The following is a 21,831-nucleotide window of genomic DNA, read 5'->3' on the forward strand; positions in this document are numbered from 1 at the left end:
GTAATTTGACATTTTAAACAAAATGATCATCATGAATACCCAATACCTTTGCTGTAGAACTTTAAACAATAAAAAATGATACAGAATATCAATCCATTACAACAGCCTGTTCATTCAGGGTTTAATGCAGCATCAACAGCACAGGAAATTATCAATGGAATTGACCTTACCGGAAAAACAGTCATCATTACGGGAGGTTACGCAGGAATTGGTCTTGAAACGACGAAAGTGCTGGTTTCCGCCGGAGCAACCGTGATTATTCCGGCCAGAGATATTGAAAAAGCGGGTAAAAACCTTACCGGTATTGACCCTATAGAACTGGAAAAAATGGATCTGATGGATCCTGATTCTATCGATGCATTTAGTGAAAAATTCCTGGCCTCCGAGAGAAAGCTTGATCTTCTGATCAATAACGCAGGCATTATGTGGGTTCCGCTTCGAAGAGATGACAGAGGTATTGAATCTCAGCTGGCCACAAATTATCTTGGGCAGTTCCATTTGACCTCAAGACTTTGGCCGGCATTGAAAAAAGCTGGAAACGCCCGTGTTCTCATTGTTTCTTCTTACGGACATCAGATGGCCCCATTTGATTTTGAAGATCCGAATTTTGTAAACAGAGAATACCAGACTCTTGCAGGTTATGGCCAATCGAAAACGGCATGTAATTTATTTTCCGTCGCATTGGATGAAAAGGGAAAGAAATTTAATATCAGAGCGTATTCACTACATCCGGGTTCTGTGTATGGAACCGATTTGGGGAGAGAAGAACCTATTGATCTTTATATCCAGATGGGAACGCATGACAGGGATGGAAAAATAAAACCTGAAGTTGAAGCTAAATTAAAAACAATTCCGCAAGGTGCCGCTACAACCGTTTGGTGCGCAACAAGTCCTGATCTTCAGAATATCGGCGGAGTGTATTGTGAAAATTGTGATATCGCCGAAATCGATCTCGGGCAGATAGAACACCGGTATGATGAGCCGGCAACGATTCGTGGCGTGCAACCGTATTCCATTGACCGAGAAAATGCAGAGAGATTATGGAAATTGAGTGAAGAAGTGTTGGGCTTTACTTTCGATGCAGAATAATCACTTTTTAAATACATTTGTACTTATAAACTAAAACGATGGACTTCCAGATACAGTATATTACTCCGGACATCAAGCTTTCAACCTATGATGATAAGCTTTTCAAAACGGAAACGGTTTTTGAATACCATATGCTGGTCTGGTTTATTTCCGGCGAAACCAAAATCATTCAGGCTGACAAAACCTATCTGTTCAAAACGGGAGATATTTTTCTGATTCCCAGAAACCATCTCGCGACCATTATCAATTATCCTAAGGACAGGCTTCCTCATAAAGCCGTAGTCATGCATCTTACTACAGAAAAACTGAAACATTTTTATTCTTCTGTTGAATTAAAGCACAAAACGACAGGCCACGATGCTAAAATTTTCAGTTTTCAAAGTCACCCTTTGTTAAAAAGCTGTCTTGCTTCTCTCATCCCTTATTTTGAGGTGGAGGGAACTTTCCCGGAGCATATTGCATCACTTAAAATCACAGAAGCTATCAGCATTCTAAGAGAAATTGATCCCGATGCAGACCTTATTCTGGCCGATTTTGAAGAACCCGGAAAAGTAGATCTGATTGGTTTTATGGAAAAAAATTACATGTTCAATATGCCTTTGGAAAGGTTCGGGTATCTTACGGGAAGAAGTCTTTCTACTTTTAACAGGGATTTCAGAAAGGTTTTTCACACTACGCCTCAGCGATGGCTTACTCAAAAACGGCTGGAACTGGCCTATTATCATTTAAAGGAAAAGCATAAAAGACCTTCGGATGTATTCATGGAAGTCGGCTTTGAAGATTTTTCGCATTTCTCTTATGCCTTCAAAAAACAGTATGGACTGGCACCATCTGCTTTAAACTGATTCAATTAAAAATACACCTTATGTATGTAATTATTTCTCAAATAAAAGATTAATTATAAACAAAACACACAAGTAAAGACATATCATTAAATAGATTTCAGTATTTTTGATTAAAACCCAATCATCAAACATTCAATTTAAATATTATTTAATTCAAAAATCACAATCTATGAAAGCAAATTTAGCAGCCATTTCATTACTCTTTTGTATTTTTTCAAACGCACAGGTTGGAGTTGGAACAAATAATCCAAGCGGAGCTTTCCACGTGGATGGAAATAAAGATAATGCAGCCTCACCTACTGCTGCCCAGACTGACAACGACTTCATTGTCACTTCGGCAGGGTCGGCAGCGCTGGGAACCACAACAGTGGATGCTTCGGCCAAATTTCAAATCAATGCCACTAATAAAGGGATGCTTATTCCAAGGGTCACTTTGTCAGCTCCCAATGACGGAACCACTATTCCATCTCCTGCGAAGGGACTTATCGTTTACAACACGAACGTCACCACCAATATGGAAGAAGGTTTTTATACCAATTACGGAACTCCTGCGCTTCCGCAATGGATTACGTATCAACAGCGTGACAAAACAGCCTGGAAACTTGACAATGTCTTTGATGTGACAGCCACAGCACCCATAGATCAGCTTGTGACAGCCACTACTGCCGTGAACAATATCAATTTAGGTTTGAGTGTAACGATTACTATTCCGGCTTTTACCCAGGCAAAACTGGTGACGACTTATAGCGTTCCGATGGGTACAACGACGATAGCAACCAATTTCGGGGGGTATTACGGAGTCCGCTTTTTGAAGAATGGAGCTGAGCTTCCGGCAGGTTCCAGAAAATATACGGTTCCGGCAGTTTCTTCGGGTGCCAGCTCAAGAATGGCTTCAGTGAATGCTACAGTAGGAGATACAGTTGTCAACAATACCGCTTCACCCGTGAATGTCACTTATGCCTTGAATGGCTATGTGGAGCCAACTGCGGATACGGCAACGATCAGATTCAATATGTGGTCTACGGTAGATCCTAACTTCAACTGGGGACGTGGATATATGTCTATACAGATGTTTACGAAAACGACACTATAATTATTAGAATAACAGTACAGATTAAAATTAAGCTCCTTAACAGGGGCTTTTTTGTTTAATACAAATACAAATCTGAATGATCTGCAGAATCTGCGAGAAAATATTTAACGCAAAGAAATTATTATTGCTTCAGATTTGAGGAGGCAAAGAGGAAATCAACTTTGTTGATTTTGATGGAGCGATGTATGTAAGGGTAAACTCTATAAATTTTCACATAGAAAATCTGTGCAATCCGCGGAATCTGCGGGAAAATATTTCACGCAAAACGATCATTATTAATTCTGTCTTTAAATAAACACTCCCGATTTGAAATAAACGCAAAGCACAAGAGAAATAAAGAACAAAATGACTGAACCACTGAAAAATAATAATTTAAAAAAGCTTTTGAAATAATAAAATTCCATTAAATACAAAAGAAAAAACAGGATACCCGAAATGACAGTTCCTATAAGTGAAGCCACTATTAAAGTCTGAGTGTAATTTTCTGCAGGTAACGGATCCTTAAACACAAAAAAAAGTAAAACGCCAGCCACCGCTATTAAACCTGCACTTACTTTTTCGGTGAAATACTTTGATTTTTTCTTTTTTGAAGTCTTACTATTATAATTCAGTCTTGCTGAAGATGAAGAACTACTGGCAACATCCAGTACATTTCCTAAAGTTTCAAGAAGATCCCACGCCATATTTAAAATTTGAGTTAAAGCAAAAATAAAAAATCTTTTGGAAAAATACCTGATTATTTTGAGGAAGGAAGCTGGAAGAGGGAGGACGGAAGTTACTACTGGGTTTCAGTTTTTCTGTAAGTCCTTAAATAACTTCTACATTCTAATAGTGTTCAAATAAAAAAAACCTTCCGGCTACGGAAGGTTTCTATGTAAAATCTGATTATTCTTTTTCCAGTTTATGAAGTTTTTTCGTCCCTTCATACATTTCATACTGCAGGAATCTGGTTTCAAGCTTTCCGTTGAAAAGTTTGATTTTTCTTGAAGGACGAAGACCTATTTTCTTCACAGCCTCCAGATCAGAAGAGATTAGCCAGGCTAATGTGTTCGGATAACTTGTCTTGAAGGTATCTCCGATTTTTTTGTAGAAATCATCGTCATTAATAGAGATTCTCTCGTCATAAGGTGGGTTGAACACCATCAGTAACGGGAAAAGTTCTTTTTTGGATTCGAAGAAATCCTGTGTTTTCACCTGGATAACATCTTCCATCTCGGCTGCTTCAATATTGGTTCTGGCTGCATTCAGCATTCTTCCATCAATATCATATCCTACGATCTTCCCGGTAAATTCTCTTACTCTGTTTACTCTGACTTCTTTGATTTTTGCAAAAAGATCAGCATCATAGTTAGCCCAGTTCTGGAAAGCAAATCTTCTTCTAAAAATCTGTGCTGGAAGATCCATTGCAATCATTGCTGCTTCCACAAGAAGGGTTCCTGAACCGCACATTGGGTCTAAAAAGTTCCCTTTTCCGTCCCAACCTGCCAGCTGAAGCATTCCGCTTGCCAAAACTTCATTAATAGGCGCTTCACCCTGCTCTTTTCTGTACCCTCTTTTAAACAGAGGATCTCCTGAAGAGTCCAGAGAAATCGTTACCAGTTCTCTGTCAATATGCAGGTGGAACTTGATATCAGGACTTCTCGTCTCTACATCAGGGCGTCTGTTGAATTTTTCCTGGAAATAATCCACGATCGCATCCTTCATTTTCAACGTCACAAACTGTGAATGTTTGAAGGTTTCAGAGTTCACGGTAGAATCAATCGCGAAAGACTGGTCTATACGCATATAATCTTCCCATGCGATAGCAGAGAGTTTACTGTAAAACTGGTGTTGATTAAATGCTTTAAATTCAAAAACAGGAATTAATATTTTTAATGCTGTTCTTGCAGAGTAGTTAATTTTATAAAGAAAGCCGAGGTCACCTTCACAATTGACCGCACGGTTTTTAATTTCAACGTTTTTCCCGCCTAATTTTTTGATCTCTTCAGCAAGGATCTGCTCCAGTCCGAAGAATGTCTTTATCTGAATCTTTAGATTTTCTGTGTCCATAAATTATAATTAAAAGATTTAATGATTTAATAATTAAAAGATTACAGGTTCAATTTTGCGCTTAATTGAATCTTTCGATCTTTCAATATTTAAATACTTTGCTTTTAACCGCACAAATTTAGTTATTTTTGCATTATGGAATGGTTTGAATCTTGGTTTGATACACCTTATTATCATCTTCTTTATAGTAACAGAGACTATACGGAAGCCGAAAATTTCATTACAAAACTCACTGAAGACCTTCAGTTACCGCCTTCATCCAAGATTATTGATCTGGCCTGCGGAAAAGGTAGACACTCTGTTTTTTTGAATAAATTAGGATATGACGTACTGGGATTGGATCTTTCCAGACAAAGTATCGAATTCGATAAACAGTTTGAAACCCAGACGCTTTTGTTCAATGTTCATGATATGCGAAACCCTATTGATGCGGATCCTATGGATGCGGTCTTCAATTTATTTACCAGTTTCGGGTACTTTGATAATGAAAGTGACGACAAAAAAGTGTTCCAGTCGGTTTATAATGTTTTAAAACCCGGAGGATATTTTGTCCTGGATTATCTGAACGAAGAGTACGTGCGAACAAAAATAGTTCCTGAGACTATAATAACGCGTGGTGATATTGATTTTAAGATCCTGAAAAAGATTGAGGGAAGACATATCATCAAGGACATCCGTTTTGAAGCGGATGGAAAACCTTTTCACTTCTTTGAAAAAGTAAAACTTCATACTTTGGAAGCCATTAATTCATATGCTACAGACTGCGGTTTTGAAAGAGTTAAGATCTGGGGCGATTATCAGCTGAATGAATTTGACCGTGAGGTTTCTACACGCTGTATCAATTTATTTAAGAAAAAAGCATGATAACCGTCGTTTTACTGATCTTAAGTGTCATTACGGGCGTTTTTCTCGGCAAGCATTTCGGAAAAAAAGAAAAGCTGGCCAAAAATCTGTTGGTCCTGAGTGCCGGATTTCTGATCACCATCTGTCTGAATGAAGTTTTTCCACAGGTCTATACTTCCAAAATCGGAAGCAGCCTGGGAATTTTCGTGATCGCCGGAGTTTTGCTTCAGATGATTCTTGAAGCCTTAACGAAAGGTTTCGAGCATGGCCATTTTCACCATCACAGTGAAAACAATATCCTTCCGATGGCGCTGATGGTTGGCCTGTTTATTCATGCTTTTATTGAGGGAATTCCTTTGGCCAATGAAAAACAACAGCTGTCACCTTATCTTCTGGGAATTGTATTTCACAATCTTCCGATCTCATTTATTCTTGGAGCCTTTCTGTTTAACCGAAAAAATGAGTCCAAAAGCTCACCGTATCCTTCTATTCTGATCGTTGCTTTGTTTGCTCTTGCTTCTCCGATGGGAATGCTGCTTGGAAATTATTTCAACCCTGATCTTCAGCCTTATTTTCTGGCTATCGTAGGTGGAATCTTCCTGCATATCTCTTCTGTGATTATTTTTGAGAGCAATAAGAATCATAATATCGACTGGATAAAGATTGGACTTGTGATTCTGGGTGTTTCTTTAGCCCTGATTATGCATCTTTTCCATTCTCATCCTGTTGCACATTAATGTTTATTTAAATTTAAACGAAATAAAAAACTCCGGATCTTACGATCCGGAGCCTTCAATTTAATCACTCACTACACGATCTGGAATTAGAATTTCCAGCCTAATGTAATAAAGAAGTTGTTTCTGTTATTTTTCACATCTGAAACGGCAAAGTAATCAGATGACATGATTCTGGTAGGAGAATAATAAGCGGTATCTGTATCAGGATTTCCTGTTTCAATACCTCTTAAATAAGGATTGCTGTATTTAGACGTTATGTACTGATAAGATGCGTCTATATAAAATGCTTTGAAATCATATCCAATACCGAACGAAGCAAGATTTCTGCTGTTAAGCATCATATTGCTGTACGAGTTATTAGAGGTAGAAGCGTCAGGATTTACCTGGCTTACTGTTAAAGCATCAAAAGGATTGGATACGTAAGAGTAACCTCCTCTCAGTCTGAACTGCTTCACTCTGTATTCTGCACCGATTCTTACTTCTGAAACATTCTTATAATTATCTTTAAAGAAACTGTTCAGTTCGGATTCAATACCTGTAACTACTGTGTATTTAGGTCTTGTCAATCCTAATGTATAATCTACATTTAGTGAGAAGTTTTTGCTGGCAACGAATGCAGCACTTACGGTCGCTTTAAGCGGTGTGGTAAGATCTCGGGATTCACTTCCTGTCGCATCTCCATAGTTGGGATCGTTATAAAAATTATAATCTCTGTCTATTCGCCAGAAAGTAGGTGTTTCTATAGCACCCCCGATTCTGAAATTAGGACTCAGCTTTCCAATTACCCCAACAGTGGCAGAAAAACCGGAAGATCTTTCAAACATAGGTGTATTTTGTCTGTCGAAATATTCCATAGATCCGTCAGCCAGCGATTTAAAGGCTGCCGTATCATATTGGTCAATAGAGGCATTGAAAAAGTTCAATGAAGCTCCTAAATAGACATTATGATTATAGTTCGCCCCAACCCCAAAACTGGTCTTGGAAAGGTTTCCATATCTGTTGTAAGCATGACCTGCTAAAGATGAACTTTTATCAGTAAAATCTTTTATGACATTATCACTTCCAGGAGATTCTACATAGTTATCCAATGACTGATTGGAATAATTGATCCCGATGTTGATAAACTTCCATCCTGTTTCACTCATCAGCGGAAAAGTAATCACAGCACCTACGTTTCCAAGATCTGTATTCGTTTTGCTATAGTCAATCGTAGATCCGGCCCATGTACTTTTATTTTTATTTCCCGCGATGGCCAATGTTCCGGAAACTTCTCCTGAAATGGCAACTCCCAAACCAGCAGGGTTCGTAAGCATGGAATTGGCATCACCTCCTAATGCTCCGTTAGCTCCAGCCATTGCATTGAATTTTGACGAACCCACCATCGGAGTACTGGAATAAACATCTACAGTATTTCTCAATATAGAAACATCCTGAGCCTGCGCATAAAATGCAGCAGCAACACTCATTAATACTAAAGATTTTTTTAACATTATTTATTTAATAGTTATTAAGTTTGAAATTATCTTCCACCTCTGAAGCCGCCGCCTCCGCCGCCGCCAGATGATCTGAAGCCACCGCCTCCACCACCTGAAGAACCGCCGCCTCTAAAACCTCCACCGGATGAACCACCGCTTGATCTAAAACCACCACCATCATTGGATCTGAATCCTCCGTTGTTGTTATTGTTATAGCTTGGCTGTGTATTATAATTAGGTCTTGGCTGAGAATTTGAATTACGGAATCCTCCGGACTGCTGTTGGTTTCTATAACCACCATTTACATTTCCTTGTCTGAATCCTCCGTTATTAGTAGAGTTGCTGTTTCTAAAGCCTCCGTTTGAACTGTTTCTGAAACCTCCGTTTGTACTTCCGTTTCTGAAGCCGCCATTGGATGAATTATTCATTCCATTGCTGTTGCTGTTTCTGAAACCTCCGTTATAACTATTGTTTCTGTAAATATTATTGGTCAAACCAGGGTTACTGAATCCGCCACCGCCACTTCTTCTGTAGATGGGTCTGTAGCCATTCCCCCAGTAGCCACCGTTCCAGCCCCAATATGGGTTACCGTAACCGCCACCCCAGAACGGGTCATAATATCCACCCCAATAAGGAGAATATCCGTATCCCCAGTAAGGACTGCCCCAGCCCATAGAGCCTCCCCAGCCCCAGCCGAAGGATCCGCCCCATCCAAATGAGCTACCCCATCCGAACGAGCCTCCCCAGCCCCAGCCACGGTTCATACCCCAATAAGGGCTATAACCACCATACCATCCCCAAGGTGAACCCCAGGAATTGTCATAATAGTTGGTCTGAGATCCTGCAAAAGCACCCCAGTCTGAGTCTGTAGCATTGGCATTCCAGTTGTTATCACTCCATGTATCATATCTGTTGTCCTGTTCTCTGGAATTGGTCTGTGCATTCTGGATCACATTAGAGTCCTGGTAATAATCATAGTTTTCCCCCACTCTGTTTCCGCCGTTATTGATGATCACCCCTTCAGGCAGCGTATCTTTATTGGGGTCGTAGTATACCCCATCGGTCTCTGTATATCCGCCCATCTGAGCGCCACAGGACACAAGCAGCAATCCACCCGATATCGCTAAAATCCCTTTGGACTTTAACAGACCGAGCAAATTTTTATGTATATTTCTTTTCATGATAACGTAAAGATTTTTAATTTAAATTATATTTGCAATCTGTACCAAAAATGTACCAAAACACTGGTAAATAAATCTATCAAAAATAGATTTTTATTTTTAGATAACAATAATGTACAAAAGTTAAAAAAATTTTAAAAAATAATGGCAAAATTAACCTCAAGAAGCGAAGATTACAGCAAATGGTATAATGAGTTGGTGGTAAAAGCTGACTTAGCTGAAAACTCTGGAGTGCGAGGATGCATGGTGATCAAACCATACGGCTATGCAATCTGGGAAAAAATGCGTGATGAAATGGACAAAAGATTCAAAGAAACAGGTCACGTTAATGCTTATTTCCCGCTTTTTGTGCCCAAGAGCCTGTTTGAGGCAGAAGAAAAAAATGCAGAAGGTTTTGCTAAAGAATGTGCAGTAGTTACCCATTATAGATTAAAAACAGATCCGGACAATCCACACAAACTGATTGTAGATCCGGATGCTAAACTGGAAGAAGAGCTTATCGTACGTCCTACTTCTGAAGCGATTATCTGGAATACATACAAAAACTGGATTCAGTCTTACAGAGACCTTCCAATATTAATCAACCAGTGGGCAAACGTTGTCCGTTGGGAAATGAGAACCCGTCTGTTTTTAAGAACAGCAGAATTCTTATGGCAGGAAGGCCACACGGCACACGCTACCAAAGATGAAGCAGTGGAAGAAGCCGAAAAAATGAATGATGTATATGCAGATTTTGCAGAGAAATTCATGGCGATGCCGGTTGTTAAAGGATTAAAGACACCTTCTGAAAGATTTGCAGGAGCTGACGAAACCTACTGTATCGAAGCATTGATGCAGGATGGAAAAGCACTTCAGGCAGGAACTTCTCACTTCTTAGGTCAGAATTTCGCAAAAGCATTCGACGTAAAATTCACCAACAAAGAAGGTAAGATTGAACATGCATGGGCAACATCTTGGGGAACTTCCACACGTTTGATGGGAGCATTAATTATGACACATTCCGACGATTTCGGACTGGTACTTCCTCCTACCCTGGCTCCAATTCAGGTAGTGATTGTTCCTATCTTTAAAGGAGACGAGCAATTGGCTCAGATCAGCGAAGTGGCACTGGATATCGTGGCTAAATTAAAAGCAAAAGGCATCTCTGTAAAATTTGATGACGATACGCATAACAAACCGGGATGGAAATTTGCAGAATATGAACTGAAAGGAGTTCCTGTAAGAATCGCAATGGGACCAAGAGATCTTGAAAATAAATCTGTTGAAATCGCAAGAAGAGATAATTTAACAAAAGAAGTTCGCTCTATTGGGGGAGTGGATGTATATATTGAAGAATTATTGCAGACTATTCAGAAAGACCTTTACGAAAAAGCGTTCAACTTCAGAAAAGATAACATCACAAGAGTGGATACTTACGAAGAATTCAAGAAGGTTCTTGAAGAAAAAGGTGGGTTCATCTACGCACATTGGGATGGAACTGCTGAAGAAGAAGAGCAGATCAAGGATGAAACGAAGGCTACCATCAGATGTATTCCTATGGATGATGATGTAGAAGAAGGTATTTCTATGGTGAGCGGAAAGCCGTCTAATAGACGTGTATTATTCGCAAAAGCTTATTAAAAACCCTTGCTGATTTTCAAAAACCTGGCGGGAAATTAAATAAATATTCAAAAAAAAGTGACTTTTGGACAGATTTTTGTTTAAATTTATTCAACATTAATCTAAAAAATAATTTATTATGTCTTTAAATGTCATTGATTTAATTAAAGGACAATTAGGTCCCGCTTTGGTTTCACAAGCAGCTTCACAGTTTGGAGAAAGTGAATCCGGTATTTCAAAAGCAATTGGAGGTATACTTCCTGCCGTTGTAGGAGGACTGGCAAATAATTCTGATAACCCGGGAGTTTTGGATGCAATTACCAATGCCTCGTCAAGCGGAATTTTAGGAAATTTAATAGGTGGTTCATCCAGCAGCCCTGTTATCTCTACATTGCTGACCTCTATTTTTGGAGACAAAATCAGTGGAATAGTGAATGCTATTGCTACCTATGCAGGAATCAGCAATAACTCTTCCAGTTCACTGCTTAATTTGGTAACAGGAGCTACGGTAGGATCTATCGGAAAATATGCTGCTGATAATAATTTAGACAAATCAGGTATTTCAAACCTGTTGGGTGAGCAGAAAGGAATTGTTTCTTCACTTCTTCCCGCAGGACTTTCTCTGGCATCTCTGAATTTAGGAAGCTGGTTTGGCGGAGGTTCTTCAACTTCTCATGCAGAAGCAGCTCCAAAACCGGAAGAGCCTAAAATAGAAGTTACAAGAAGTACTACAGCTGCAGGAACTAATCCTGACAGAAATAATAATGAAGGCGGAGGTTCAATCTGGAAATGGTTGCTTCCGCTTTTACTTTTAATTGCCGCGGGTTATTTCCTTTGGAAACAATGTGAAAAGAAACAGACGACAACAACCACTACAACCACTGATTCTACAGCTGCCAAAACAGATACAGCAGCTACCACCACTCCGGCAGATACTTCTGCTACGACTACACCAGCAGCTAAGACAGATGAAAATATCGATCTTAACGGAGTTATGCTGAAAGGTTACAAAGGAGGTATGGAAGATCAGATGATTACTTTCCTGAAATCCGGTAACTATAAAAATGCAGCTGATGATGCCGCATTAAAAGATAAGTGGTACGATTTTGACCATGTAAACTTCAAAATGGGAAGCTCTACAGATCTTGAAGCTGGTTCTCAGGGACAGCTTGACAACCTGGTTGCTATTTTAAAAGCGTTCCCGGATGCAAAAATCAAAATCGGAGGCTATACTGATAAAACAGGAAATGAAGCAAGCAATGTAAAATTATCTAAAGCAAGAGCTGAATTTATCAAAGGTGCTTTAGCTAAAGCTGGCGTTGGAGCTCAGGTTTTAGAAGCAGAAGGTTACGGAAGCAAATTTGCTAAAGTAGACGCTAAAGCTTCTGATGCAGAAAGAGCTGCAGACAGAAAAATGGCTGTAAGATTTGCAAAATAGATCTTTAGAATCTTTAAAAATAGGATCCCGAAAATTAGTTTTCGGGATTTTTTTTGTCACCGACTTTCGTATTTACATTTATTTAAGTAAATTTGTTAGTCATTTCTAACATTTATGAATTTCAATTTAAATAACGCCTGGCGTAAAGATAAAACTTCCCACTCATTACCAGAGGTATACTCCTCCATAAAAGTTCCCAGAAAAGGTTCTTTCTGGAGAAAATACCTTGCATTTGCAGGTCCTGGACTAATGATTGCCGTAGGATATATGGACCCGGGAAACTGGGCTACCGACATTGCGGGAGGAGCTCAATTCGGGTACACCCTGCTTTCGGTGATTCTTATCTCGAATATTTTTGCAATGGTTTTGCAGCACCTGTCTGTAAAATTGGGTGTTGTTGCTGAAAGGGATCTGGCGCAGGCCTGTCGTGACCACTTCAGTCCTACTACCAATTTTATTCTGTGGGTATTTTGTGAAATTGCCATCGCTGCCTGTGATCTCGCGGAGGTGATTGGTTCTGCCATTGCCTTAAATCTCTTATTCCACATTCCGCTGACCTGGGGAATTGTCATCACAACGGTAGACGTTCTGATTATTCTTTTGCTTCAGGCTAAAGGTTTCCGATGGATAGAAAGCATTGTAGGCGGGCTTATCTTTATTATTCTGGCCTGTTTTATCTATGAAATTGTGATTTCGCAGCCTGCTTTTAATGAAATCCTTGGAGGGCTGGTTCCTCAGAAGGAGATTATCCAAAACCCGGCAATGTTATATATCGCCATCGGAATTTTGGGAGCTACCGTTATGCCCCATAACTTGTATCTGCACAGCAGTATTGTTCAGACGAGAGATTATGAGCGTAACAAAGAAGGGAAAAAAGAAGCAATCAAGTTCGCCACTTTAGACAGTACCGTTTCTCTGATGCTGGCTTTCTTTATCAACGCTGCGATTCTTATCCTGGCTGCTGCCACTTTTCATACTACAGGAAATAAACATGTTGCGGATATTCATGATGCCTACAAAATGTTAACTCCAATTTTAGGGGCTTCCATGGCAAGTATTGCTTTTGCGATCGCTTTGCTGGCATCGGGACAAAACTCAACGCTTACGGGAACGCTTGCTGGACAAATCGTCATGGAAGGATTTTTAAACATCCGTTTAAAACCATGGCTAAGAAGACTAATCACCAGACTTATCGCTGTCATTCCGGCTTTAATAGTCGCTATCATTTACGGAGAACAGGGCACCACAGATTTATTGGTTTTAAGCCAGGTGATTTTATCTATGCAGCTTAGTTTTGCAGTAGTTCCTCTGGTCATGTTCACCAATGACAAAGCCAAAATGGGAGAATTTGTCAATAAGCCTGTTTTAAAAGTCTGTGTCTGGATTATTTCTGTAGTGATCATTGTATTGAACCTGTATCTGCTGTATCAGACATTCGCCGGATAAAAAAGTGAATGGTCAATTGTCAATTGTGAATTTTTCAGTACCAACAATTCACGATTCAATTGCGCAGCAAAATTGACTTTTTACAACGGTAAAGTGAATGGTCAATTGTCAATCGTGAATTTTTTAAACGCAACAAATTCACCACTGACTTGCGAAGCAAAATTGACCTTTCACAACGGTAAAGTGAATTCTAAATTGTAAATCGTGAATTTTCTAAACGCAACAAATTCACCATTGACCTGCGCAGCAAAATTGACCTTTCACAACAGTAAAGTGAATTCTTAATTGTCAATCGTGAATTTTCCAAACGCAACAAATTCACCATTCACTTGCGAAGCAAAATTGACTTTTCACAATCACCTCCTTCTTTCCCAGCAAAATTGACCATTCACAACCAATTTCTGTTTCCTTTTTCTGCCTTAATGTCCATATTTTCTATTTGGCAGGTTCTTTGTCAAACAATTATTTAAATAAATATTGAATTATGGAAAATCAGGATATTAACGAAGAAAGCATCAATAATCAGGAAGAAAACAATGTTCAGAACGAAGTGGCAGCTGAGGAAAATGTGACAGCGACACCTTCTGCAGAGGAACTTTTGGCAGGAGAAAAAGACCGTTACATCAGATTGTACGCTGAATTCGAAAATTATAAAAAAAGAACGGCAAAAGAGAAGATGGAATTCTTCCAATATGCCAATCAGGATATGATGATTTCTATGCTGGGTATTCTGGATGATTTCGAAAGAGCTTTAAAGGAAATTGCTAAAAATGGAAATTCATCTGACCTTCAGGGTGTAGAACTGATCTATCAGAAATTTAAGAACAGACTTACTGAAAAAGGCTTAAAAGCTATGGAAGTAAGAGCAGGTGATACATTCAATGTAGACTTCCACGAGGCGATTACTCAGATTCCTGCACCATCGGAAGATCTAAAAGGCAAAATCGTAGACGTTATTGAAACAGGATATACTTTAAGTGATAAAGTGATCCGTTTTGCAAAAGTAGTAACAGGAAACTAAAAATATCAATGATAAATGATGACTGATTAATGATGTATTATTGCAGCACTAATCAGTCATCAATAATCAATTATAAGCATTATGTCAAAAAGAGATTATTACGAAGTTCTTGAGATCAGTAAATCTGCATCGGCCGAAGAGATAAAGAAATCATACCGAAAAATGGCCATCAAATTTCACCCGGACAAAAATCCAGGTGACAAAGAGGCTGAGGAAAAATTTAAGGAAGCTGCAGAGGCCTATGAAGTACTGAGCGACGACCAGAAACGGGCAAGATACGACCAGTTCGGTCATGCCGGAATGGGCGGAAACGGTGGCTTCGGAGGCGGAGGCTTCGGCGGCGGAATGAACATGGAAGATATTTTCAGCCAGTTTGGAGATATTTTCGGAGGCGGAGGCTTCGGTGGTTTTGGCGGCGGTGGCGGAGGACGTCAGCAGGTGAAAGGTTCTAATTTAAGAATCAGAATCAAGCTGAACCTTGAAGAAATGGTGAACGGAACGCAGAAAACCATCAAAGTAAAAAAAATGAAGATGGCGGAAGGTGCCACTTCAAAAATCTGTCCTACGTGTAACGGTTCAGGTGTTCAGCTTAAGGTTATGAACACGATGTTCGGACAGATGCAGACACAGACTACGTGTGGAACCTGTCAGGGAATCGGTAAAGTAGCTGATAAAATTCCAGCAGGTGCCAATGCACAGGGACTGATCAAAGATGAAGAGGAAATCTCAATCAATATTCCGGCGGGTGCAAGAGACGGTATCCAGCTGAATGTAAGAGGAAAAGGAAATGATGCGCCATTCGGAGGAATTCCGGGTGATTTATTGGTGATCATTGAAGAGGAAGTAGATAAGACAATCAAGCGAGAAGGTGACAATCTTCACCAGGAATTATATATTTCATTTGCAGAAGCTGCTTTAGGAACCAAGAAAGAGGTGCCAACGGTAGGTGGTAAAGTTAAAATTACCATTGATCCGGGGACACAGTCCGGAAAGATCCTGAGACTGGCTGGAAAAGGCCTTCCAAGCATCGACAGCTATGGAAAAGGTGATATGTTTATCCACATCAATGTATGGACCCCTCAGAAGTTGACAAAGGATCAGAAAGATTTCTTTGAAAAACAGATGTCAAGCGGAGAAATGGTTGCAGAACCTTCCGGAAAGGAAAAAACTTTCTTCGATAAAGTGAAAGACTTATTCAACTAAAAATATAAAAAGAGGCTTTTTACAAGCCTCTTTTTTTGATCTTAACCGACTCGGCGCGGCTTCTACGAAGCCGCGCCGAGTCGTTTATTATATATCAGGTTCTTATTTCTTTTTTACTAAAGAAACAGCTCCTTTTCCTATCGTAAAAAGTGCTACAGCAAATAATCCTCCTATAAGTCCGAGAATAATTTCTTTAAGAATAGTAAGCAACTCATTAGAAGACCATGAAGGCAAGACATGGTGAAGAAATTCTATTCTGTGTGCAAAAATACCACCCGCTACCATAATCAAAGCAATGGTACCTATTACTCCCAAAGCTTTAATAACAACCGGTAAAGCATTTACCAAAAAGTGTCCAAGCTTTCCAAAGAAACCTTTATCATTACTTTTTTTGATTAATTTAAATCCTGCATCATCCATTCTTACGATCAAAGCAACAATTCCGTACACGCCTACCGTAGCGATAAAGGCAACCAGACTGGTTACCAAAATCTGGGTAATGAAAGGATGACTTTCTTCCAGAACGGTTCCCAAAGCAATGATCACAATCTCAACAGATAAAATAAAATCTGTGGTAATGGCCGATTTTACTTTTGCTTTTTCTATTTCTTCATCACTCTTTTCATCTTCTACAATTTCTTCTACCACTTCGTGACCTTTTTTATCCCGGTGAAAAAGAAATTCTATGATCTTTTCAACGCCTTCAAACGCCAGATATAAACCTCCCAGGATTAGCACATAGTTAATCGCCGGGGCATAGAGCCAGTTGAGAAGGAACACCACAGGAAGAATGATCAGTTTATTGATAAAGGAGCCTTTTGTAATGGCCCACAAAACCGGGATTTCCCGTGAAGAAAGAAAACCTGTAGCTTTCTCAGCATTCACAGCCAGGTCATCGCCCAGAATACCTGCTGTTCTCTGTGTTGCTATTTTACTTGTAACAGCTACATCATCCATCAGCGCGGCAATATCATCTAAAATTGCAAAAAAACCAGATGCCATATTATTTTAATATTTTTTTAATATATGTTAAGTGGAGCAAAAATAATTATTAAAATCTATTTTTATTTGTTTCTGGATATTAATTTTAAATATTTTCTGCGGACGGACCGTTGATGTAAACAAAAGTCTGCTTACTTTTAACCGTTTTTTAAAACCAGATACCATGCGCCATCAATCTTATATTTTCGTTTTAGGATGTATGATTTTTATGTTCAGTACATTCTCATCTTCTCTTAAAGCTCAGGCTAATTCTAATGTAAGCAATATTAATCAGGAGCGGAAGAAGGAAATAGACAGTATTATAAAAGCATATGCCGCTATTAATAAGTTCAACGGAACGGCATTAGTACATTATCAGAATAAAACCATTTTCGAAAGGTCTTATGGCTGGCAAAATGCAGAAAAAAAAATACCCAATCAGGACAAAAGTATCTACCAGATCGCTTCTTTAACTAAATCTTTCACTGCTTTAACCATTGTAAAGCTCGGCGAAGAAGGAAAACTCTCATTCAAAGACCCTATTTCAAAGTTTATTCCTGATTATCCGAGAGGCAAAGAAATAACCATTGAGCATCTCCTTACTCATTCCTCAGGAATTTACGAAGCGCTGCGAAATAAGGAGTACTTCCGCCTGCTTCACACCGGGGAAACCATTACCAAAAGCAAAGAACTTTCTTTTTTCAAAGATGAACCGTTGGATTTTGAACCCGGCACTCAGTTCTCATATACCAATTCCGGATATATTTTACTGGGTGTAATTATTGAAAAAGTAACAGGACTTTATTATGAAGACGCCGTAAGAAAAATCATCTTAAATCCTCTGAAGATGACGCATACCGGTTTTGATTATCTTGCTTTGAAAAGCCCGTACAAAACGGTTCCCTATTCCTATATTTCAAAAACGAAGCAGGACAAAACAGAAATATGGAATCCTACGTTAACCGGTCCTGCAGGACAGATTTACAGCACTGCTGAAGATCTTTACAAGTATTATAAAGGCTTAAGGGATTATACCATAGTTTCCAAAGAGTCATTTAAAAAAGCAACCACACCTTATCTGAGTGGATACGCCTATGGTTGGTTCGTTGATGATCTTTATGGGAAAAAACTGATCAATCACGGTGGAAATATAGAAGGTTCCACAAGCTATTTTGCGATGCTTCCCGATGAGGATCTCTGCATTATACTGCTCAACAATATCACCAGCAAAAAATTGGAGAAGGCAGGAAATACTATTTTAGCGTCTATTTTAAGACAGCCTTACACGCTTCCGCAGCCTAAGAAAGAAATTACTTTAAGTGCTGATTTACTCAAAAAATATGTCGGTAACTATGCCCTTTCAGATGATCATGTCATTCATATTCTGAATGAAAACGGGCAGCTTTTTATTCAAAACGATAATGATCCCAAGGTAAGAATGCTGGCCGAAAAAGAGGATGTATTTTTCCTGCAGGATGATGATACGGAAATCTCTTTCACTTTCAAAAAGGGTGAAAAAGATGTTGTTATGATCAAAAAAGGGCTTTCTTCTAAAACGGCGGAAAAACTTTAAGCAAAAATGGTGAATGGTCAATTTTGCTTCGCAAGTGAATGGTGAATTTTAGATTATGAGAGCCAAGAAACGTCAGTTCGACGAAGTCAATCAAGAATCAAGATACAAGAACCAAGAATCAAGATTTCAAATTTCAGACAGCAGATTATTAACTCAATAATTACAAACTAGTAACAACAACTGAGAACATTCTCCAAACCCAATTTACACTAAGACACTCAAACTCTCTTACACTCAAATCTGTACCCGAAACCCGTAATTTTTTCGTAAATTTAAGTAATGAAAAAGCTCATTCTCAGATACCATTTTTTCATCATAGGATGCCTCAGTTTCCTGTTACAGTCATGCAATACAAGATTCAGGGTTTGGGTAGGCACCGGTGGCCAGCAGAAAATTTACAATCTAAAATACGGCGATCATAAAAGACAGAAGATGGACGTATTCCTTCCTTTGGATTATGCTGAAGATGCTCCTGTAGTCCTTATCGTTCATGGCGGAGCATGGACTCTTGGAAAGAAAGAGCATATGATCAAGATTCAGAAAATGCTTTTTGAACATAAGATTCCAAGCATTAATATGAATTACAGGCTTGTTTCGAAACAGAAAAACATTACGTATAAACAGCAACTGGAAGACATTGGATATGCCATTGAAAAGTTCAATTCACTGGCCGAAAAAGCAGAACTTCAACCCAATAATTATATTCTGCTTGGGGAAAGTGCCGGTGGACATCTTGCCCTACTCTACGGCTATAAACATCCGGAGCAGATCAAAAAGATTATCTCTCTGAGCGGGCCAACAGATTTTTTCAGCCCCGAATATCTTAATTCATTCTATTCAAAATATACTTCTCCCACTTTCCAGAAGGTGGTCGGAGAGAAATTTGACCGGAAAAATATATCTGAAGCCTTTAAAGAAGCCAGTCCGATAGCCAATATCTCCAATGTTCCTACACTGCTGTTTCAGGGAAACAATGATTTTCTGGTAAACCAACACCAGGGATTGTCTATGGATTCTGCCCTCACGAAACAGAATATTCCTCACAAACTGATCTTTATGAAAAGAACAGGTCATGTACCAAGATTTTTCAGCAAGATAAAAAGAGACAGTATCATCTACCCCAATATTCTGGAATGGATAAAAAAATAACCCGCAGTAAAGCAGGTTATTGATATGATTGTTTGGTTTTTCTTAATCTAAATCTTTGTTTTCGTATTTCGAATGGTCTTCTTTTTTACCGAATACAAATTTGATGATCACCGGAAGCGTTGTTACCAGAACGATGATAATGATGATTAGCTCCAGTTTCTCTTTTAAATTGATTCCGAACTGTTCCTGGAATAACTTATCTAAGTAATGTCCTGCAAAGATCAATACAAATGACCATAGAACAGCTCCGATAACATTATCTCTCAAAAATTCTCTCTTGTCCATTTTTACGATCCCTGCAACAATGGGCGTAAAGGTTCTAACTACCGGTAAAAATCTCGCCATAATAATAGCCAGTGCACCGTGTTTTTCAAAAAAGTCATGGGCCTGATAAAGATATTTCTTTTTAAACAGCATGGTATCTTGCTTTTTGTATAAAGCAGGACCTGTTTTCACTCCAAAATAATAGCCAACCTCGTTTCCAATAATGGCAGCAAGCGCTACACACGAAGCAAGAATAGTAGTATCTAATAAATCGCTCCCTGTAGAGCCAAAAGTCTCTTTGATGATATCAACGGCATAAATTCCTGACACGAACAGTAGTGAATCTCCAGGCAGGAAAAATCCTACAAAAAGTCCTGTTTCAGCAAAAACAATAAATAAAATAAGCCAAAACCCACCCATTTTAATGTAAAACTCGGGGTTCAGTAAATCTCTCCAGCTATTGAAATCTTCCATATATAACGATTGACAACAAAAGTAAGCGTAAAATGTCTTAAACAAAAATTAATTATAAGATTTTAACTAAAATAGAGACATGATATTTTACAAGTTCATATCATCGTCTGAAACAGCGGTCCCATCGGCCATCAGGAAGGCTTTCAGGAATGGTGTGATATTTCCGTTCATTACAGAATCCACATCTGAAGTTTCATGCGCAGAACGAACATCTTTTACCAGTTTATACGGATGCATGACGTAGTTTCTGATCTGGCTTCCCCACTCTATTTTCATCTTATTGGCTTCGATCTCGGTTCTGGCTTTCATACGTGCTTCAAGCTCCATTTCATAAAGTCTGGAACGAAGGAGCTGCATGGCTTTTTCCTTGTTCTGAAGCTGAGAACGGGATTCGGAGTTTTCAATGATAATTCCGGTGGGTGCGTGACGAAGACGTACGGCTGTTTCTACCTTGTTCACATTCTGACCTCCTGCCCCGGAAGATCTCATGGTTTCAAATGAAATATCTGCAGGATTAATGTTGATTTCAATCGTATCATCTACCAAAGGATAAACGTATACGGAAACGAAACTTGTATGACGTTTTGCATTACTGTCAAAAGGTGAAATTCTTACCAGTCTGTGTACACCGTTTTCGCCTTTCAGATATCCGAAGGCATATTCACCATCAATTTCAAGGGTAACGGTTTTTACTCCGGCTACATCTCCTTCCTGATAGTTGAGCTCACGGATTTTATAACCTTGTTTTTCCGCCCACATCGTATACATTCTCATCAGCATTGAGGCCCAGTCACAACTTTCCGTACCTCCTGCTCCCGCTGTGATCTGAAGGACAGCAGAAAGCTCATCCCCTTCATTGGAAAGCATATTTTTGAATTCAAGGTCTTCTATTTTTTCTACAAGCTTGGGAAATGTTTCATCCAGCTCCTTTTCGGAATCAGGATCTTCTTTGGCAAATTCTGCCAGCACCTGCAGGTCTTCAAACTGGGTGCTGATCTCCTCATAATCTTCCACCCATCTTTTTTTGGAACGAAGCTGCTTCAGAAAAACTTCTGCTTCTTTTGGAGCATCCCAAAATTCAGGAGCGGCGGTTTTTTCATCATCATTCGCTATTTCTATCTTCTTTTTGTCGATCTGAAGGTATTTATGTAAGTCTGTAATTCTAGACTGAACTTCTTTTATCTGGTCGTTGTTGATCACGAAATTTTTATTTTATACAAAAATACGGAATTTTTCGGGTTTGTGAGTTTGAGTTTGAGTGTGGGAGGGTTTTAGAGTTGGAGCGTTTGAGGGTCTTAGAGATTCGGGATTGAGCGTTTGAGCGTTTGAGTGTAGGAAAGTTGTAGGGTTCAAATAATCATTTTAATCTAA

General features: G+C 39.1%; 19 protein-coding genes. 12 read left to right on the forward strand and 7 right to left on the reverse strand.

What is annotated here, in order from left to right:
- Window positions 1-75: 75 nt before the first annotated feature.
- From IW22_RS11115 to IW22_RS11125, 3 genes are all read left to right on the forward strand, one after another.
- Window positions 76-1,089, forward strand: a complete 1,014-nt coding sequence (locus tag IW22_RS11115) for an SDR family NAD(P)-dependent oxidoreductase (protein ID WP_034726487.1) — start codon at window positions 76-78, stop codon at window positions 1,087-1,089.
- Window positions 1,090-1,127: 38 nt separating this feature from the next.
- On the forward strand, window positions 1,128-1,934 hold the full coding sequence (locus tag IW22_RS11120; RefSeq protein ID WP_034726489.1) for an AraC family transcriptional regulator: 807 nt from the start codon (window positions 1,128-1,130) through the stop codon (window positions 1,932-1,934).
- Between the two features lie 169 nt (window positions 1,935-2,103).
- On the forward strand, window positions 2,104-3,027 hold the full coding sequence (locus IW22_RS11125; RefSeq protein WP_034726492.1) for a hypothetical protein: 924 nt from the start codon (window positions 2,104-2,106) through the stop codon (window positions 3,025-3,027).
- Window positions 3,028-3,314: 287 nt separating this feature from the next.
- Here IW22_RS11125 and IW22_RS11130 read toward each other — a convergent pair whose 3' ends face one another.
- Both IW22_RS11130 and IW22_RS11135 read right to left on the reverse strand, forming a co-directional pair.
- Entirely contained in the window at window positions 3,315-3,710 is a 396-nt protein-coding gene (locus tag IW22_RS11130; protein ID WP_034726493.1) for a hypothetical protein, read from the reverse strand.
- Window positions 3,711-3,912: 202 nt separating this feature from the next.
- Window positions 3,913-5,076 (reverse strand): class I SAM-dependent RNA methyltransferase, encoded by a 1,164-nt coding sequence (locus IW22_RS11135; protein ID WP_034726495.1) that lies wholly within the window; start codon window positions 5,074-5,076, stop codon window positions 3,913-3,915.
- Between the two features lie 135 nt (window positions 5,077-5,211).
- Between IW22_RS11135 and IW22_RS11140 the strand changes: the two genes are divergently transcribed.
- Entirely contained in the window at window positions 5,212-5,940 is a 729-nt protein-coding gene (locus IW22_RS11140) for a class I SAM-dependent DNA methyltransferase (protein WP_034726496.1), read from the forward strand.
- Window positions 5,937-6,656, forward strand: a complete 720-nt coding sequence (locus tag IW22_RS11145; protein ID WP_228384032.1) for a ZIP family metal transporter — start codon at window positions 5,937-5,939, stop codon at window positions 6,654-6,656. Before IW22_RS11140 ends, IW22_RS11145 begins: the two co-directional genes overlap by 4 nt.
- Window positions 6,657-6,742: 86 nt before the next feature.
- On the opposite strand, the gene IW22_RS11150 is transcribed toward IW22_RS11145, so the two are convergent.
- A complete protein-coding gene (locus IW22_RS11150; RefSeq protein ID WP_034726498.1) occupies window positions 6,743-8,146 on the reverse strand; it encodes an OmpP1/FadL family transporter in 1,404 nt (467 codons plus the stop codon).
- Window positions 8,147-8,175: 29 nt separating this feature from the next.
- Window positions 8,176-9,312, reverse strand: coding sequence for a hypothetical protein (locus tag IW22_RS11155; RefSeq protein WP_034726501.1), 1,137 nt, complete (start codon window positions 9,310-9,312; stop codon window positions 8,176-8,178).
- Window positions 9,313-9,456: 144 nt separating this feature from the next.
- Here IW22_RS11155 and proS point away from each other — a divergent pair, with 144 nt between their 5' ends.
- From proS to dnaJ, 5 genes are all read left to right on the forward strand, one after another.
- Window positions 9,457-10,932, forward strand: coding sequence for a proline--tRNA ligase (proS, locus tag IW22_RS11160; RefSeq protein ID WP_034726503.1), 1,476 nt, complete (start codon window positions 9,457-9,459; stop codon window positions 10,930-10,932).
- A gap of 118 nt (window positions 10,933-11,050) precedes the next feature.
- A complete protein-coding gene (locus tag IW22_RS11165; RefSeq protein ID WP_034726506.1) occupies window positions 11,051-12,349 on the forward strand; it encodes an OmpA family protein in 1,299 nt (432 codons plus the stop codon).
- Between the two features lie 114 nt (window positions 12,350-12,463).
- Entirely contained in the window at window positions 12,464-13,795 is a 1,332-nt protein-coding gene (locus IW22_RS11170) for an Nramp family divalent metal transporter (RefSeq protein ID WP_034726508.1), read from the forward strand.
- Window positions 13,796-14,279: 484 nt separating this feature from the next.
- Window positions 14,280-14,816, forward strand: coding sequence for a nucleotide exchange factor GrpE (locus IW22_RS11175; RefSeq protein WP_034726511.1), 537 nt, complete (start codon window positions 14,280-14,282; stop codon window positions 14,814-14,816).
- Window positions 14,817-14,897: 81 nt separating this feature from the next.
- Window positions 14,898-16,019 (forward strand): molecular chaperone DnaJ, encoded by a 1,122-nt coding sequence (gene dnaJ, locus IW22_RS11180; RefSeq protein WP_034726513.1) that lies wholly within the window; start codon window positions 14,898-14,900, stop codon window positions 16,017-16,019.
- Between the two features lie 102 nt (window positions 16,020-16,121).
- Here the strand turns inward: dnaJ and IW22_RS11185 are convergent, their stop codons facing one another.
- Window positions 16,122-17,021 carry a DUF808 domain-containing protein gene (locus IW22_RS11185; RefSeq protein ID WP_034726515.1) on the reverse strand — a complete coding sequence of 300 codons (900 nt, stop codon included), beginning with the start codon at window positions 17,019-17,021 and terminating at the stop codon, window positions 16,122-16,124.
- A gap of 163 nt (window positions 17,022-17,184) precedes the next feature.
- Here IW22_RS11185 and IW22_RS11190 point away from each other — a divergent pair, with 163 nt between their 5' ends.
- Together IW22_RS11190 and IW22_RS11195 are read left to right on the forward strand one after the other, a co-directional pair.
- Complete coding sequence (locus IW22_RS11190) at window positions 17,185-18,573, forward strand: serine hydrolase (RefSeq protein WP_081873937.1); 1,389 nt, start codon at window positions 17,185-17,187, stop codon at window positions 18,571-18,573.
- Between the two features lie 279 nt (window positions 18,574-18,852).
- Window positions 18,853-19,722 (forward strand): alpha/beta hydrolase, encoded by an 870-nt coding sequence (locus IW22_RS11195; protein WP_034726519.1) that lies wholly within the window; start codon window positions 18,853-18,855, stop codon window positions 19,720-19,722.
- 42 nt (window positions 19,723-19,764) lie between these two features.
- Here IW22_RS11195 and IW22_RS11200 read toward each other — a convergent pair whose 3' ends face one another.
- A complete protein-coding gene (locus IW22_RS11200) occupies window positions 19,765-20,460 on the reverse strand; it encodes a DedA family protein (RefSeq protein ID WP_034726522.1) in 696 nt (231 codons plus the stop codon).
- Between the two features lie 87 nt (window positions 20,461-20,547).
- Window positions 20,548-21,660, reverse strand: coding sequence for a peptide chain release factor 2 (gene prfB / locus IW22_RS11205; protein ID WP_034726524.1), 1,113 nt, complete (start codon window positions 21,658-21,660; stop codon window positions 20,548-20,550).
- Window positions 21,661-21,831: the final 171 nt, after the last annotated feature.

Source organism: Chryseobacterium sp. JM1 (assembly GCF_000737715.1).
Classification (GTDB): domain Bacteria; phylum Bacteroidota; class Bacteroidia; order Flavobacteriales; family Weeksellaceae; genus Chryseobacterium.

Coding starts and splice junctions, on each gene's coding strand:
- IW22_RS11115 (WP_034726487.1), top strand. CDS start 76: ATGATACAGAATATCAATCCATTACAACAGCCTGTTCATTCAGGGTTT.
- IW22_RS11120 (WP_034726489.1), top strand. CDS start 1,128: ATGGACTTCCAGATACAGTATATTACTCCGGACATCAAGCTTTCAACC.
- IW22_RS11125 (WP_034726492.1), top strand. CDS start 2,104: ATGAAAGCAAATTTAGCAGCCATTTCATTACTCTTTTGTATTTTTTCA.
- IW22_RS11130 (WP_034726493.1), bottom strand. CDS start 3,710: ATGGCGTGGGATCTTCTTGAAACTTTAGGAAATGTACTGGATGTTGCC.
- IW22_RS11135 (WP_034726495.1), bottom strand. CDS start 5,076: ATGGACACAGAAAATCTAAAGATTCAGATAAAGACATTCTTCGGACTG.
- IW22_RS11140 (WP_034726496.1), top strand. CDS start 5,212: ATGGAATGGTTTGAATCTTGGTTTGATACACCTTATTATCATCTTCTT.
- IW22_RS11145 (WP_228384032.1), top strand. CDS start 5,937: ATGATAACCGTCGTTTTACTGATCTTAAGTGTCATTACGGGCGTTTTT.
- IW22_RS11150 (WP_034726498.1), bottom strand. CDS start 8,146: ATGTTAAAAAAATCTTTAGTATTAATGAGTGTTGCTGCTGCATTTTAT.
- IW22_RS11155 (WP_034726501.1), bottom strand. CDS start 9,312: ATGAAAAGAAATATACATAAAAATTTGCTCGGTCTGTTAAAGTCCAAA.
- proS (WP_034726503.1), top strand. CDS start 9,457: ATGGCAAAATTAACCTCAAGAAGCGAAGATTACAGCAAATGGTATAAT.
- IW22_RS11165 (WP_034726506.1), top strand. CDS start 11,051: ATGTCTTTAAATGTCATTGATTTAATTAAAGGACAATTAGGTCCCGCT.
- IW22_RS11170 (WP_034726508.1), top strand. CDS start 12,464: ATGAATTTCAATTTAAATAACGCCTGGCGTAAAGATAAAACTTCCCAC.
- IW22_RS11175 (WP_034726511.1), top strand. CDS start 14,280: ATGGAAAATCAGGATATTAACGAAGAAAGCATCAATAATCAGGAAGAA.
- dnaJ (WP_034726513.1), top strand. CDS start 14,898: ATGTCAAAAAGAGATTATTACGAAGTTCTTGAGATCAGTAAATCTGCA.
- IW22_RS11185 (WP_034726515.1), bottom strand. CDS start 17,021: ATGGCATCTGGTTTTTTTGCAATTTTAGATGATATTGCCGCGCTGATG.
- IW22_RS11190 (WP_081873937.1), top strand. CDS start 17,185: ATGCGCCATCAATCTTATATTTTCGTTTTAGGATGTATGATTTTTATG.
- IW22_RS11195 (WP_034726519.1), top strand. CDS start 18,853: ATGAAAAAGCTCATTCTCAGATACCATTTTTTCATCATAGGATGCCTC.
- IW22_RS11200 (WP_034726522.1), bottom strand. CDS start 20,460: ATGGAAGATTTCAATAGCTGGAGAGATTTACTGAACCCCGAGTTTTAC.